Annotated in this window: 10 protein-coding genes; 5 read left to right on the top strand and 5 right to left on the bottom strand. The window is 62.4% G+C overall.

The window, feature by feature from the left end:
- Positions 1-32: 32 nt before the first annotated feature.
- Together AB4N53_RS16595 and AB4N53_RS16590 are read left to right on the top strand one after the other, a co-directional pair.
- Positions 33-1,142, top strand: coding sequence for a DUF3182 family protein (locus AB4N53_RS16595; protein WP_460121781.1), 1,110 nt, complete (start codon positions 33-35; stop codon positions 1,140-1,142).
- Positions 1,132-1,887: an alpha/beta hydrolase family protein gene (locus tag AB4N53_RS16590; protein ID WP_071173737.1), complete on the top strand. Its 756-nt coding sequence runs from the start codon at positions 1,132-1,134 to the stop codon at positions 1,885-1,887. Before AB4N53_RS16595 ends, AB4N53_RS16590 begins: the two co-directional genes overlap by 11 nt.
- A 105-nt stretch (positions 1,888-1,992) precedes the next feature.
- On the opposite strand, the gene AB4N53_RS16585 is transcribed toward AB4N53_RS16590, so the two are convergent.
- The 4 genes from AB4N53_RS16585 to AB4N53_RS16570 are packed head-to-tail and all read right to left on the bottom strand — an operon-like array spanning position 1,993 to position 5,970.
- Positions 1,993-2,982 carry a lysylphosphatidylglycerol synthase domain-containing protein gene (locus AB4N53_RS16585; RefSeq protein WP_460121779.1) on the bottom strand — a complete coding sequence of 330 codons (990 nt, stop codon included), beginning with the start codon at positions 2,980-2,982 and terminating at the stop codon, positions 1,993-1,995.
- Positions 2,979-4,253 carry a cardiolipin synthase ClsB gene (clsB, locus tag AB4N53_RS16580; protein WP_423520144.1) on the bottom strand — a complete coding sequence of 425 codons (1,275 nt, stop codon included), beginning with the start codon at positions 4,251-4,253 and terminating at the stop codon, positions 2,979-2,981. Before clsB ends, AB4N53_RS16585 begins: the two co-directional genes overlap by 4 nt.
- A complete protein-coding gene (locus AB4N53_RS16575; RefSeq protein WP_460121777.1) occupies positions 4,250-5,047 on the bottom strand; it encodes an endonuclease/exonuclease/phosphatase family protein in 798 nt (265 codons plus the stop codon). Before AB4N53_RS16575 ends, clsB begins: the two co-directional genes overlap by 4 nt.
- Positions 5,044-5,970: a DUF72 domain-containing protein gene (locus AB4N53_RS16570; RefSeq protein ID WP_460121775.1), complete on the bottom strand. Its 927-nt coding sequence runs from the start codon at positions 5,968-5,970 to the stop codon at positions 5,044-5,046. Before AB4N53_RS16570 ends, AB4N53_RS16575 begins: the two co-directional genes overlap by 4 nt.
- Positions 5,971-6,259: 289 nt before the next feature.
- On the opposite strand from AB4N53_RS16570, the gene AB4N53_RS16565 reads away from it, so the two are divergent.
- Positions 6,260-8,362: a mechanosensitive ion channel domain-containing protein gene (locus AB4N53_RS16565; RefSeq protein WP_460121773.1), complete on the top strand. Its 2,103-nt coding sequence runs from the start codon at positions 6,260-6,262 to the stop codon at positions 8,360-8,362.
- A 116-nt stretch (positions 8,363-8,478) separates the two neighbouring features.
- Here the strand turns inward: AB4N53_RS16565 and AB4N53_RS16560 are convergent, their stop codons facing one another.
- The gene (locus AB4N53_RS16560; protein ID WP_460121771.1) at positions 8,479-12,765 is read right to left on the bottom strand and encodes a DEAD/DEAH box helicase; all 4,287 of its coding nucleotides are present in this window, start codon (positions 12,763-12,765) and stop codon (positions 8,479-8,481) included.
- A gap of 276 nt (positions 12,766-13,041) precedes the next feature.
- On the opposite strand from AB4N53_RS16560, the gene AB4N53_RS16555 reads away from it, so the two are divergent.
- Together AB4N53_RS16555 and AB4N53_RS16550 are read left to right on the top strand one after the other, a co-directional pair.
- A complete protein-coding gene (locus AB4N53_RS16555) occupies positions 13,042-13,926 on the top strand; it encodes a sugar nucleotide-binding protein (RefSeq protein WP_137215697.1) in 885 nt (294 codons plus the stop codon).
- The gene (locus tag AB4N53_RS16550; protein ID WP_460121768.1) at positions 13,919-14,851 is read left to right on the top strand and encodes an NAD-dependent epimerase/dehydratase family protein; all 933 of its coding nucleotides are present in this window, start codon (positions 13,919-13,921) and stop codon (positions 14,849-14,851) included. Before AB4N53_RS16555 ends, AB4N53_RS16550 begins: the two co-directional genes overlap by 8 nt.
- The last annotated feature ends 133 nt before the right edge of the window (positions 14,852-14,984 follow it).

Here is a 14,984-nt window from a genome sequence, read left to right as displayed (position 1 = left end):
GTGAACCCATCGACTGATGAAAAGGGGAACGCATGACCCCGACACCCAGCAAGAAAATCGTCGTTGCACATTCGGTGCGTACCGAGGCACCGCAACATGAAGTCGAGACCAACAAGGCTCTGGCGCGTTGGTTGGCGCAGATTCTCGGTTGCAAGTTCGGCGGCAGTTACGACCCGGCCGAACATTCGGGCCGCGACCTCTATCTGCTGCCGACACAAACCATCGTCGGCGCAGCCCACGCGCAAGCACTTGGCATCAACGGCCCCGATGACTTGTGGGGCGGTTACGTCGAATACGATTTCATCTGCACCAAAGCCATCAGCCACGGCTTGCGCAGCCATCTGGCGCACGCGCCGCAAGGCTGGTCGCCGCTGTTTTCGGAGCGGGTGCGCAACGTTGTGCTCGACGGTCTCAGCGTATTTGCCCTGGAAGATGCACGGCCCGCCGCCGAACATCTGCTGTACGCCGGGCCGATTCGCTTGAAGCCGGTTCACGCTTGCGCCGGTCGCGGTCAGGAAGTGATCAAAAGCCTCGACGCGTTCGATGAGATCCTCGCGCGGCCCGAGGCGCAAAATCTGTTCAAGGACGGCGTAGTGCTGGAGCAGGACTTGAGCAACGTCGTCACCCATAGCGTCGGCCAGTCGTTCATCGGCGGCAAAGTGCTGAGCTACTGCGGTGATCAATACTTGACCGAGGACGGCCAGGGCGAAGAGGTCTACGGCGGTTCGAATCTGCTGGTGGTGCAGGGCGGTTATGACCAATTGCTCGCGCTGGATCTGCCTGACGATGTGCGTCTGGCCATTGAGCAGGCACAGGTGTTCGATAGCGCCGCCAACGAAGCCTACCCGCGCTTCTTCGCCTCGCGGCGCAATTACGATATCGCCCAAGGTCTGGACGCCAGCGGCAACCCGCGCAGCGGCGTGCTCGAACAATCCTGGCGCATGGGCGGTGCCAGCAGCGCCGAAGTGGCGGCGCTGCAAAGCTTCGTCAACGATCCACAGATGCGCGCGATTCGCGTGTCATCGGTGGAAACCTACACCGATCAGGCGCTGCCGGCGGACGCCATCGAGGTCTATCGAGGCCCGGCGGAAAACAGCGCGTTTCTTCTCAAATATGTGACGGTCCAATCCTATGACGGCTAGAAGCGAAAGCATTCAAATCGACATTGATGACGAACAGATGAGCGGGACTTTTCTCAGTCCCAAATCGAAAGTCCCGGGGGTGTTGTTTGTTCACGGTTGGGGCGGCAGTCAGGAACGTGATCTGGAACGGGCCAAAGGCATCGCCGGCCTGGGTTGCGTGTGCCTGACCTTCGACTTGCGCGGGCATACCGGCGGCACCGGGATTCCGCTGACCCGGGTGACCCGTGAAGACAATCTGCGTGACTTGCTGGCGGCCTACGATCGCCTGTTGGCGCACCCGGCGCTCGACACTTCGGCGATCGCCGTGGTCGGCACCAGTTATGGCGGCTATCTGGCCTCGATCCTGACGTCATTGCGCCCGGTGCGCTGGTTGGCGCTGCGCGTGCCGGCGCTGTACCGCGACGAGCAATGGCACACGCCCAAGCGCGATCTGGACAAGGCCGATCTGCGCGATTATCGCGGCACTCTGGTGCGCGCCGACAGCAATCGCGCCCTGCATGCCTGTTCGCAATTCACCGGCGACGTGCTGCTGGTGGAATCGGAAACCGACGACTTCGTGCCGCACGCGACGATCATGAGTTACCGCGCCGCCTGTCAGCAGACCCACTCGCTGACGCACCGGATCATCGATGGCGCGGATCACGCGTTGAGTGATCCAGTGTCGCAGCAGGCGTATACGTCGATTCTGGTGGACTGGATTACCGAGATGGTGGTGGGGGAGCGGTTGAGCATTATCCAGTCCTGATGATGTGTCGCTGGTTCCGGCCCCTTCGCGAGCAGGCTCGCTCCCACAGGTGAACGCATTTCAACTGTAGGAGCTGCCGAAGGCTGCGATCTTTTGATCTTGATTCTAATGTGTGGGCTTCTTCTCGATCCGTAACGCCTTGGCCTTGGCTTCCACCACCAGATACATCACCACCGTAATCAACAAGGGCAGCAGAAAATAAATCGCCCGATACGCCAGCAATCCCGCGACCAGACTGCCGCGCGACGCCTCGTGCTGCAGCAACGCCACAAACACAGCTTCAAGCACCCCCAGTCCCGCCGGAATATGCGTGATCACCCCGGCAATCGCACTGATCAACAGCACGCCGAGTACCAGCGGATAATCCAGTTTGCTTGGCAGCAGAGTGAAGATCACCGCCGCCATCAGCGACCAGTTCAACGCGCCCAAAAGCAATTGCAGCACCGCCATGCGCAGCGACGGCAGGTTGATTTCCACGCCGCGAATCGACCACTCGCGGCGCTTGGAAAACTGACACGCCGCCAGATAGCCGGCACTGACCAACAGCAATAACACGCCGACCAGTTGCAAGGCCGAACTGCTGAGCTTCCACCCCGGCGGCATCGTCACCAGACCGCTGCTGAATACCACGCCGGCGATGGTCATGTAGCCGAACCAGTTGGTCGCCAGACTCAGGCCGAGAATCTTGGCGATGTTGCCTTTGCTTACGCCCAGCCGCGAATACAGGCGATAACGCATGGCGATGCCGCCGACCCAGGCGCTGAGGTTGAGGTTGAAGGCGTAGCTGATGATGCCCACCGGCAGGATCTGCTTCCAGGTCAGGTCCTGCCGAATGTAAGTGCGGCCGATCAGGTCGAAACTGGCGTACACCAGAAAGCTCAGCAGGGTCAGGCTGGCGGCGATGATCAGCGTGCGCACCTTGAAATCGGCAAGGGTCTCCAGCACCTCGGCCCATTCGATGCGGGTGGCGAACATCGTCAGCAGGACGATCAGCGCGAGGAAAAACAGGATAGTCAGCGGACGTTTCCAGCGACTCCATTTTGACGGCGCCGCCTGCGCCGAATTGCTGCTCGAATGGGCTTCGGAATGACTCATGGACGCGCACCTCGGAAAGGCTTCAGACGCGGTTTATGCGCCGGCAGCCAACCGGCCATGGCCGGGAAGTGCCGCAGGAAGTGAAACACCAGAAAGCCTACGGTCATGTGCCAGATGCGCCCACGCGGCAAGAGTTTGGCGTCCATGGCTTTGCAGTGGTTCTGGCTGAGATCTTCGAGGCGTTCGTACAGGTGCTGATTGAATGCGCGATCACGGATCAGCACGTTGGCTTCCAGGTTCAGCGACAGGCTCAGCGGGTCTAGATTGCTCGAGCCTACGGTGCTCCAGTCGTCGTCGACCAGCGCGACCTTGCCGTGCAGCGGGCGCTGGCAATATTCGTGAATCTGTACACCGGCGCGCAGCAGATAATCGTAGGTCATGCGCGCTGCCAGTTTGGCTACGAGCATGTCCGGCTGGCCTTGCAGGATCAGCCGTACCTCGACGCCACGGCGGGCGGCGTTGCGGATTTCGCGCAGCAAACGGTAGCCGGGGAAGAAGTAGGCGTTGGCGATGATCACCCGGCGCTTGGCCTTGCGCAGCACCTGCAGATAGACGTCTTCGATATCGGTGTTGTGTTGATCGTTGTCACGGAACACCAGGCGTACCTGGCCGTCGTGATCGGTGAAGGCCATTTCCTCCAGACGCTGGCGCCGGCGCTGCCACCAGAACCGCGCGCGTCCGGGACGACCGCTTTGCAGCAGGGCGAAGTGATGGATATCGGCGACCACCGGGCCCTGGATCTCCACCGAATAATCCTGCTTGGCTTCAGGGCCGAAATCGGCCAGATGATCGCCGGAAAAATTGATCCCGCCAATGAACGCGATCAAGCCGTCGACCACCACGATCTTGCGGTGCAGACGGCGGAACCAGTTGGTGCGAATGCCCAGGTGCTTGGGCGCCGGATCGAAGATCTGCAGGTGCACGCCGGCATCGCTGAGTGCCGACAGATAGCCGGTGCTCAGCTCGCCACAGCCGAAGCCGTCGAGGCTGACCGTAGTGCGCACGCCACGCTGGGCGGCTTCGATGAGGATCTGCTGCAACTCGGCGCCGACCTTGTCTTCGAAGACGATGAAAGTCTCCAGCAGAATCTCACTCTTGGCTGCGCGCATCGCTTCGAATACACGGGGGAAATACTCCTCGCCGTTTTCCAGCAATTGCACGCGGTTGTTGCTGTGCCATTGATACTCGACGTCAACATGCCCGGGCTCGCGTACCGGCGGGTTCAGCGGGACCGGGTCGACGGCGGATTTTTCCAGTGGCGCACTGTTCATAGTTCAATCTCCACCGATAACGGTGCGTGGTCGGAAAGGTGGGACCAGGGCCGGTTGGTCAATACTTTCGGCCGGCTGGCCTTGAGGTTGCGTACGTAGATGCGGTCGAGTCGTAGCGCTGGCAGCCGCGCGGGAAAACTGCGCGCGGGTTTGCCGTAGTGCTCGGCGAACACTTCGCGCAGGCCACAGGGCTTGAGCTGCGCATCGGCACGCTGGCGCCAGTCGTTGAAATCGCCAGCGACGATCACCGGGGCATCGGCGGGCAGTTCGGCGAGGCGTTGCAGCAGCAGATCCAGTTGCGCATTGCGATGGCTCTCGCGCAGGCCCAGATGCACGCAGATCGCGTGCACTTCGGTGCCGTCGCCAGGCAGGCGCAGCACGCAATGCAGCAGGCCACGGTTTTCATGGCCGCTGATCGACACGTCGAGGTTGTCGTGGCGGATGATCTGGAATTTCGACAGCAGCGCATTGCCGTGATCGCCCGCCGGGTACACCGCGTTGCGGCCGTAGGCGAACTGCGGCCAGAGGCTGTCGGCGAGAAATTCGTATTGCGGCATCGTCGGCCAGTTGTCGTAGCGTTTCGGATGCTGCTCGTGCGTGCCGTGCACTTCCTGCAGAAACACCACGTCGGCGGCGACGCTGCGCACCGCTTCGCGCAGCTCCGGGAGAATGAAACGCCGGTTCAGCGCGGTGAAGCCCTTGTGGGTGTTTACGGTCAGTACGGTGAAGGTGCGCACCGAGGGTGAGACTACTGAGCCTTCGTCGGTGAAACCGACCGGTTCGGGAATACTCATGACAGAACTCCTTCTGCGGCAACTTGCCCGGGAGTCGTGGCCAGGTCTTTGTCGAGGTCGAAGCGCTGCAAGAGGTTGCGTGCGTCGTAGGGCGCGCGGACCTTGATGTCGTTGTCGAAGTAGCAAAACACTTCGCGGGATTTGCGTGCGCGGGGTTTCAGGCGTGGCGCTATCAGGTGGGCGTCCTCTGGCTGTTTACCGTGATGCCAGGCGTCGATGCGCTCGGCCCAGCGCTTGAGCGCTTGCTCGGAATAGCCGCTGGCGTAGAGCTCTTCGGCGCCGTGCAGGCGCAGATAGACGAAGTCGCTGGTGAGGTCTTCGCGGTACGGCCATTTGCCGCCGGTGTCGGCGACCACCAGTGCCACGTTATGGCGCTTGAGCAGGCGCACGAACTCCGGGTCGATGAAACTTTCATGGCGGATTTCCACGGCATGGCGCAGCGGCTTTTTGCGCCAGGCTTTGACGCTGGCGTGGCCGGGCAGATGCGAGTCGTGCTGACGGGCGAGGGCGGCTGCGGCTTGGGTATCGTGGGGCAGTTGCGCGAGAAACTGATCGAAACGCTCAGCGTCGAATTTGAAGTTTGGCGGAAACTGCCAAAGGATCGGCCCGAGTTTTTCCTTCAGCTCCAGAACGCCCGAGGCAAAGAAGTTCGCCAGCGGTTTTTCGATTTCGCGCAAACGGCGCACATGGGTGATGAAGCGCGGCGCCTTGACGCTGAACACGAAGTCATCGGGAGTTTCGGCGTACCACTGGGCGTAACGTTCAGGTCGTTGCAGGGCGTAGAACGATCCATTGATTTCGATGCTGTTGACCGCGCGGGAGGCGAACTGCAGTTCGCGCTTCTGCGCCAGGCCCTTCGGGTAGAAATCCCCGCGCCACGGGGCGTAGCGCCAGCCTGAAATACCGATGTGAATCGTCGCCATCCCATCCTCCCGTAGAAAGTCCTCGTGTTGCCGATGTTCTGTGATGACTGCGGCGGGGACGGGAAAGTTTCGGCGGTGTTACGGGCGGTCGCGATTGGCAATTGCCGCCGATTCATTGTGGGAGCGAGCCTGCTCGCGAATGTGGACTGTCAGTAGACGATCCCTCGACTGAGCCAGCGCTTTCGCGAGCAGGCTCGCCTCCAAGGGATGTGTGTGGGCCTGATAGCTGAACTTGCCGCGCAATTACCGATCAGTTCCTTACCAGGGTCAGCCACGGGAGATCGGAGTTTTGCGCCATTTCAGGATCGCCATTTTGCTGGGAGCGCTGCTGTGCTTCGGCGTCAACACATCGCAAGCCGCCGCGCTACCGGGCGTTCCGGCTGCCGCTGAGACGACGGAAAAACCTGCCGAACCGGAACCGCTGGTGCAGGGCGGTCTGCTCGGGGCGATCAGTACGAGCATTGACGATGTGCAGGAAAAACTCGATCTCAATGAACACTTGGTCGACGCTTGGCGGCTGCGTGCCGATCGCGCGGCGGATGAGGTCGACAGGCTGGTCAAGCAGCCGTCGAACCGCTCGGGCTGGAGCGTGGCCGGGGATTTCCTCACGTTGTCGGGCGTATGGCTGGGCAGTTTCGCCCTGCTGACCGTGCTCGGCAGTTTGCTGGCCAAGCGTCTGCGTGAGGGGCGCTGGTTGCGCACCCGCCAGCGCAGTCAGGATCTGCTCGGCTACGTGTTGCCGTACACCGTGCCGGCGCTGATCTGCCTGCCGCTGACGCTGTATGTCAGTCATTTTCTGCAAGCTTCGGTGGGCCGTGCGCTGGCGCTGTGCCTGGCCTACGCCACCAGCAGCGGCATTTTTTCCACCTCGATGTTGTTGTGCGTGGTGGTGATGTTCAACGTCGGCCACAAGCGCACCGCTGCGCGAATCATCCGTGAGTACTGCCCGCGCCCGCTGTTCCTGATCGGCTTTCTCGCCGCCCTCAGTGATGCCCTGACCAGCCCGCAGATCGCCCGGCAACTGGGCGGCAATATCACCAGCAGTATCGCCGTATTCACCGGGCTGATTGCCTCGGTGATTTTCGGTTTGCTCGTGATTCGCCTGCGCCGGCCGGTGGCGCACCTGATCCGCAATCGCCCGCTCAGTCAGCGTTTGAAACAACCGTCGCTGCAGGAGTCGCTGCGGATATTTTCCGGACTGTGGTACTGGCCGATCGTGCTGATGGTGCTGGTTTCGGCGGTCAGTCTGATTGGCATCGGCGAGGACAATCAGAAAGCCTTGCGCTGTGCCTTGTTCACTACCGTGCTGCTGATTGCGACGGTGTTTCTCAGCACGGTGTTGCAGCACCTGTTCAAGTCGCGCAAAGTCGAGGCAATCCAGCGCAGCAGTGCCTACAAGGAACGTTTCCTCAGCCTGTTGCATGCATTGTTGCGTATCGTCATGGCGATTGTGTTCATCGATATTCTCGGGCGGATCTGGGGCGTGTCGTTGCTCGATTTCGCCCAGAGCAGCACCGTCGGTCGAGCGATCAGCAATGCCTTGAGCAGCATCGGTCTGATCTTCCTGGTGACGTGGCTGCTGTGGGTGGTGCTCGACACGGCGATTCAGGAAGCGCTGAAACCGCCGCTGAGCAAACGCGCGGCGCGCCAGCCGAGCACGCGGGTGAAAACCATCCTGCCGCTGCTGCGCAACGCGATCAAAATCATCCTCGTGGTGATCTGCGCGATTACCACCATGGCCAACCTCGGCATCAACGTCGCGCCGCTACTGGCCGGTGCGGGCGTGGTTGGTCTGGCGATCGGTTTCGGTTCGCAGCAATTGGTGCAGGACGTCATCACCGGTCTGTTCATCATCATCGAAGACACTTTGTCGATCGGCGACTGGGTGGTGCTCGACTCCGGCCACGCCGGCACGGTAGAGGGTTTGACCATCCGCACCTTGCGCCTGCGCGACGGCAAGGGTTTTGTGCACTCGGTGCCGTTCGGTCAGATCAAGGCTGTGACCAACCAATCACGCCAGTTCGCCTTCGCGTTTTTCTCGGTGCAGTTCACTTACGACACCGACGTCGACAAGGCCATCGAGCTGATCCGCGAGGCCGGCGATTCGATCCGCGAAGACCCGTTTCTCAAATACAACCTGCAAGGGCCGCTGGATGTGTTTGGCGTGGACAAAATGGATCTCAACGGCGTGGTGCTGACGGCGCAATTTCGCACGGTGTCCGGCGGGCAGTATGCGGTGAGCCGCGCGTTCAACCAGCGCTTGAAGAAGCTTGTGGATAACACAGCGAATGTGCATTTTGCGCAGACTTATCCACAGCAGGTTCTGTTGCCGAAGCGACAGGAGGAGGGGGCGGTGGTTACGGGTGAGGTGCCGCAGGAGTCGCGGACCTGACGCCTGTTTGTGTAGAGACAGTGCCGGCGCTTTCGCGAGCAGGCTCGCTCCCACAGGGGTAACGGGATAGAACTGTGGGAGCGAGCCTGCTCGCGAAGATGCCAGATCGACCGACATCAATTGCGGATCAACTTCCGGCCTATCTGCTCCATCGCCACCTGATCCGCCTCTACCCAAACCTGCGGCTTGCCCGCAACCATCGCGGCCACCGGCACCCCATCGCGATACACCAGCCGATTGCTCACCAGCGCCGGCACTTTCACCCCAGGCAACAAAGTCCCGGCCAGATTCAACGGATCGACCCCGCACACCGCCACCAGGCTGCCGTCCTGCGGGCGTCGGCGTACTTCGCGCAGCAAGGGAATGGCTTCGGGCAGGGCAAACTGCTCGCCTGCCAGACCACTGACAAACCGCCCGCCACGAATCTCGCCCCGCGCCTCCAGACGATGAAAGGTGCGCAGCAATTCCCGCCAGCTCGGCAACCGGTCCGCTTCGCGTTCCAGCAGACGCCAGAACACCACACCGTAGCGGCGCAGCAGGGTCATGGCCACATGTTCGAGCGTCTCGGCCGCATCCACGGTTGATCCACGGCGCAGCAATGCCCAGCGCCCGGCATCGTCCATGCCGCCGATAAACGCGCCGCGCCCGCGTCGACTGCTGCGCTGCTGGCGTTTGCTTGCCGGGGTAATCAGCGCGCGCAGGCCGGCGAAGCTGTCGGCGTTCACCAAACCTGCGGCGACCAGTTCCTGCAAGGCGATTTCCAGTTCGCTGCGCAGCAGGCGCGCTTCATGAATCAACTCATCGAAAAACAGCGCGCCATGCTGACTCAGCGCCTCGAAGACTTTCTGTGTTTTGGGCGATAACTCACTCACCGGCGTCTGTTCTGCCAATGCACTCCACAAACCCACCTGGCTACGCGGCAGCAGCACAATCGGTGTACTGCGCAATGCCGAGCCGCTGACCTTCTGCCGCGCACTGATGCGCGTCCACACCAGTTTGCCGTTGCGGCATAACTCGTCCAGCCAGCTCGGCGAATAGTCCTTGAGGCGGGCCGGCAGGATGTCGCTGTCCCACGCTGAAGCTGCCGCCGGGTAGCCTTCGAACTGGCCGACAATCGCCGGCAACACCGCGCTGCCCTGGCCTTGGGTGGCTGGCGTCAGATGCTGCCAGTCGAACAGAAAGCGCATGAAGTCCTGCAATGCCACCGGTTCGATTTCCCGGCGCAGGCGCTTGACCGTGTAGCGATGGATGCGCGCCAGCAGATGGCGTTCGCACCATTCTTCAATCGCGCTGTTCGGAGTGAACTGGCCGCGCAACACATAGCCTTCGCGTTCCAGTTGCGCGAGGGCCTGATTGACTTGTGCGACTGGCAGGGCGAGCGGTTCGGCGATGGCGGGCAACGGGATCGGCCCAAAGGCGCCGAGGCGGGCGCGGATCACTTCGACCAGTGCCTCATCGAATGCCCATGCGTCGTCGAAACCGGGCAGCGCCACCGCTTCAGTCAGCAACGTGGCCTGTGGATAAAGTGCCTGAAGACAACTCAGGCGTTCTCGAGCCAGCCATAACTGATGCTCGGCGTCGATCTGCAACCGGCAGGCGCGCCCGCTGGTCATCAGTGTTTGCAGCCAGTCCGGCCAGCCCGCGTTGGCGCGCGCTTCGGTGTCGCTGATGCAGGCGAGGCTCATCAGCGCCTCGTGCATTTCATCCATCGAATTGGGCGACGGCCAGGCTTCTTCGCGCACCGCCGTGATCGCGTCGGCGTCCAGCGCGCCGAGGTCATCGGTCGACTGCGGATCGCTCCAGCGCCGGTTGATCACCGCTTGCGTGCGGCGTTCCTCCAGCGGCGCGTCGTCGAGAAACGTGTACGGCCGGGCGCTGAGAATTTCTGCCGCCAGCGGCGACGGCGCCGGCAAATCCCGGGCGATCAGGCGCACCTCGCCACGCTCCATGCGCCGCAGCAGGGTCAGCCAGCCTTCGCTGTCCATCGCTTCGTGCAGGCAATCGTCGAGGGTCTGTTCCACCAGCGGATGTTCGGGGACTTCACGCTCGCCGGCGAGGTTTTCCAGGCAGGCGATCTGGTCGGGAAACACACTGGCGATGAGGTCTTCGCTTTTCATCCGTTGCAGTTGCGGAGCGACTTTGCGCCCGCCGGTGAAGCGCGGCAACGCCAGCGCCACCCCGGCATTCCAGCGCCAGCGCACGCCGAACAGTGGCGCATCAAGCACCGCTTGAATGAGCGTGTGTTCAGCGCTGTTGCTGTGCAGATAACGCCAGACCTCGTCGAGCTCGAAGCTGTGACTGGTGGACAGCGACAGCACGATCGCGTCTTCGCTGGCGGCGGCCTGCAACTCGAAGTTGAAGGTGCGGCAGAAACGCTTGCGCAAGGCCAACCCCCAGGCGCGGTTGATGCGACTGCCGAACGGTGTGTGGATGATCAGTTGGGTGCCGCCGGACTCGTCGAAAAACCGCTCCATCAACAGCGTGTCCTGCGAGGGCAGGGCGCCGAGGGTCTGCCGCGCGCGTGCGAGATATTCGACCAGTTGCTCGGCGCTGGCGAGGTTGAGGCCGAGTGTGGCGGTCAGCCAGTCGAGCGCCGGTTGCAGATTCCCGGGGCTGGCGCTGAGCAGCTCATCGAGTTGCGCTTGCAGGCGCGCGACGGCCGCCGACAGTTCATCACTGCGCCCCGGCGCTTCGCCGAGCCAGAACGGAATGGTCGGCGGCATGCCCTGCGCATCCTCGACGCGCACTTTGCCGCTTTCCACCCGCAGGATGCGGTACGAGGTATTGCCGAGCTGGAACACGTCGCCGGCGATACTTTCCACGGCGAAGTCTTCGTTGACGCTGCCGATGTTCAAGCCCTGGGGTTCTAGCAATACGCTGTAGTCGGCGTTGTCCGGGATGGTGCCGCCACTGGTCACGGCGGTCAGTTGCGCGCCACGCCGGCCACGCAAGGTGCGACTGACGGCATCGCGGTGCAGGTAGGCGCTGCGGATGCCTTGGCGACCGTTGTAGCCTTCGGCGAGCATGCTCAGCAGGGCCTGATAGTGTTTTTCATCGAGGTCACGATAGGGCCACGCTCGGCGGAACATCGCCAGCAACGCGTCCTCCGACCATTCCTGGCAACTGACCTCGGCAATGATCTGCTGCGCCAGCACGTCCAGCGGCTTTTCCGGAATGTGCAGCGTATCGAGCTCGCCCCGGCGCACGCAGTCGAGCAGGGCGGCGCACTCGATCAGGTCGTCGCGGGTGGTGGCGAACAAACGACCCTTGGGCGTGCCGCCGACCTGGTGTCCGGAGCGACCGACTCTTTGCAGAAACGCGGCGATCGAACGCGGCGAACTGATCTGGCAGACCAGGTCGACTTCACCGATATCGATGCCCAGCTCCAGCGACGCGGTGGCGATCAGTACCTGCAGCTCGCCGCGCTTGAGCCGTTGTTCGGCGTCGAGGCGAAACTCTTTGGCGAGACTGCCGTGGTGCGCCGCCACCGCCTGCTTGCCGAGGCGTTCGCTCAGATGCCGGCTAAGGCGTTCAGCAAGGCGTCGGGTGTTGACGAAAATCAGCGTGGTGCGATGCTCGCGGGCGAATTCGGCGAGGCGCTCGTACACCAGTTCCCAGACATCGTTGGCCATCACTGCCGACAACGGCACCGGCGGCACCTCGATACCCAGGTCTCGTGGGCGGGCGTGGCCAATGTCGACGATTTCGCAGGGGCGATCGTGACCGACCAGGAATTGCGCCACGGCTTCTACCGGTTTCTGCGTGGCGGACAGGCCGATGCGGGTCAGCGGTTCGGCGCACAACGCTTGCAGCCGTTCAAGGCTCAAGGACAGATGACTGCCACGCTTGCCGGCGGCCATCGCGTGGATTTCGTCGATGATCACCGTGCGCGTGGTGCCGAGCATCCTGCGCCCGGATTCCGAGCCAAGCAGCACGTACAGCGATTCCGGCGTGGTGACCAGAATGTGCGGCGCGATCTTGCGCATGGCGGCGCGGTCTTTCTGCGGAGTGTCGCCGGTGCGCACGGCGGTGGTGATGGTCAGCTGCGGCAGGCCCATTTCGCGCAGTTGCCCAGTGATGCCGGCCAGCGGATTCTGCAGGTTGATCTGAATGTCGTTGGACAGTGCCTTCAACGGCGAGACATAGACCACCAGGGTTTCGGCGGGCAAACCGTCAGGATGCTCCAGACCTCGGTGCACCAGCTCATCGAGCACGGCGAGGAACGCGGTCAGGGTTTTCCCCGAGCCGGTGGGCGCGGCGATCAGCGTCGAACGGCGCTGGCGGATCAACGGCCACGCACGGGCCTGAGCGGCGGTGACCGCCGGAAAAGTCTTGTTGAACCAGGCGCTGACGGCGGGGTGAAAACCGGCCAGCGCGCTGTTGGCGGGGAGGGGCAGATTCATGACTGAAGTTATGCGGGCGGGGGCGGGAAGATGCAAGTACCGTTCGGACGCCTTCGCGAGCAGGCTCGCTCCCACCTTGGAACCCGGTCCCCTGTGGGAGCGAGCCTGCTCGCAAAGGGGCCGGTCAGGACGCCGCAAATTCGCGTATCTACACTTTACGGATGACGGTTGCGCACTAAACCCGCAAAATGCAACGATTCCGGCAATTATCGACGACGGTTCCACGAGATCCGTCGCCAAAGCCATCGTTCCAATCAGACTGGGCCTGCTGACTCTATGCGAATGCGCCTTATGTTACTGGGCGGCGGAAATGCCCTTGGGCAGGCGCTGATTCGCCTCGGTGCGGAAGAAGACATCGGTTTTCTCGCCCCCCGCCCGCCCGAAAACGGCTGGGATGCCGCGAGCCTCACCCAATTGCTCGACGACACCCGTCCCGATGCGTTGATCAACCTCGCCTACTATTTCGACTGGTTCCAGGCCGAGAGCGTCAGCGAAAGTCGCATGAGCGGCCAGGAACGCGCCATCGAGCGTCTGGCCGAACTGTGCCAGCACCACAACATTGTCCTTGTACAGCCGTCGAGCTATCGCGTGTTCGACGGCTCGCGGGCCACGGCCTACAGCGAAAAAGACGAACCGGTGCCGCTGGGCCTGCGCGGTCAGGCCTTGTGGCGTATCGAGCAAAGTGTGCGCGCGACCTGCCCGCAACATGTATTGCTGCGCTTTGGCTGGCTGCTCGACGACAGCCCGGACGGCACCCTCGGGCGCTTCCTCGCCCGTGCGGAAAAACCCGAAGAGTTGTTGCTGGCCGATGATCGTCGCGGCAATCCGACTCCGGTCGATGACGCCGCGCGAGTGATCATCTCCGTGCTCAAGCAACTCGACTGCGCCGCGCCGCTGTGGGGCACTTACCATTACGCCGGCCACGAAGCGACCACACCGCTGGCGCTGGGCCAGGCGATTCTCACCGAAGCACGCAGCCTGCATCCGCTGGCGATCGAAGCACCGACCGCGCAGGCCCACGCCGCGCGCCCGGACGCTGCCGAAGAACCGCAACATGCGGTGCTGGCCTGCAAGAAAATTCTCCACACTTTCGGGATCAAGCCGCGCGCCTGGCGTGCCGCACTCCCAGGCTTACTGGACAGGTTCTATCGACATGGCTGAAGGAACGGTTCTAATCACTGGCGGCGCCGGATTCATCGGCTCGCACCTGACCGATGCCTTGCTCGCCAAGGGCTATGCGGTACGCGTGCTCGACGACCTGTCGACCGGCAAGCGCAGCAACCTGCCGCTGGACAATCCCAAGGTTGAACTGGTGGTCGGCGATGTCGCCGATGCCGCTTTGGTCGCCCGCGCCATGCAAGGTTGCAACGCTGTCGCGCATCTGGCGGCCGTGGCCTCGGTGCAAGCCTCGGTGGATGATCCGGTGAAAACCCACCAGAGCAATTTTATCGGCACCCTGAACGTCTGCGAAGCCATGCGACTGACCGGGGTCAAGCGTGTGGTGTACGCCTCCAGCGCGGCGGTGTACGGCAACAATGGCGAGGGCGAGTCGATCGACGAAGACACGCCGAAAGCCCCGCTGACACCCTATGCCTCGGACAAACTCGCCGGTGAGCAGTACTTCGATTTCTACCGTCGCCAGCATGGCCTGGAACCGGCGATTTTTCGCTTCTTCAACATCTTCGGCCCCCGCCAGGATCCGTCCTCGCCGTATTCCGGGGTGATCAGCATCTTCAGCGAACGCGCGTCGAAAGGTTTACCAATCACCGTGTTTGGCGATGGCGAGCAGACTCGCGATTTCCTCTATGTCGGTGATCTGGTCGATTTGCTGGTGCAGGCGCTCGAAAAGCCCGAAGTGCAGGAAGGTGCGGTCAACGTTGGCTGGAATCAGGCGATGAGCCTGAAGCAGATGCTCGAAGCATTGAAGTCAGTGGTCGGTGAACTACCGCCCGTGAGTTACGGGCCGGCGCGTTCGGGTGATATCCGCCATTCGCGAGCGGATAACCGACGCTTGCTGCAGCGCTTTGAAATGCCGCCGCAGACGCCGATGAGTGTGGGCTTGGCGCGCTTGCTCGGGCGCGGATGAAACAAGCTTTCCTCCGAGACCTTCTTCCGAACGGTCGGACAGCGGACATGAAAAAGGCGCCCTTCATCAGGCGCCTTTTTCACGGCCGGGATATCGCTATCCCTGTGGCGAGGGAATGTTATCCCCCGGATCA

The sequence above is a fragment of the Pseudomonas sp. H3_E04 genome, assembly GCF_054668915.1.
Note: the sequence above shows the minus strand (reverse complement) of the source record. Positions and strands in the feature narration are given on the sequence as shown.

Excerpts from the sequence above, each read along its gene's own strand:
- AB4N53_RS16595 (WP_460121781.1), top strand. The coding sequence starts at position 33 with ATGACCCCGACACCCAGCAAGAAAATCGTCGTTGCACATTCGGTGCGT.
- AB4N53_RS16590 (WP_071173737.1), top strand. The coding sequence starts at position 1,132 with ATGACGGCTAGAAGCGAAAGCATTCAAATCGACATTGATGACGAACAG.
- AB4N53_RS16585 (WP_460121779.1), bottom strand. The coding sequence starts at position 2,982 with ATGAGTCATTCCGAAGCCCATTCGAGCAGCAATTCGGCGCAGGCGGCG.
- clsB (WP_423520144.1), bottom strand. The coding sequence starts at position 4,253 with ATGAACAGTGCGCCACTGGAAAAATCCGCCGTCGACCCGGTCCCGCTG.
- AB4N53_RS16575 (WP_460121777.1), bottom strand. The coding sequence starts at position 5,047 with ATGAGTATTCCCGAACCGGTCGGTTTCACCGACGAAGGCTCAGTAGTC.
- AB4N53_RS16570 (WP_460121775.1), bottom strand. The coding sequence starts at position 5,970 with ATGGCGACGATTCACATCGGTATTTCAGGCTGGCGCTACGCCCCGTGG.
- AB4N53_RS16560 (WP_460121771.1), bottom strand. The coding sequence starts at position 12,765 with ATGAATCTGCCCCTCCCCGCCAACAGCGCGCTGGCCGGTTTTCACCCC.
- AB4N53_RS16555 (WP_137215697.1), top strand. The coding sequence starts at position 13,042 with ATGCGAATGCGCCTTATGTTACTGGGCGGCGGAAATGCCCTTGGGCAG.
- AB4N53_RS16550 (WP_460121768.1), top strand. The coding sequence starts at position 13,919 with ATGGCTGAAGGAACGGTTCTAATCACTGGCGGCGCCGGATTCATCGGC.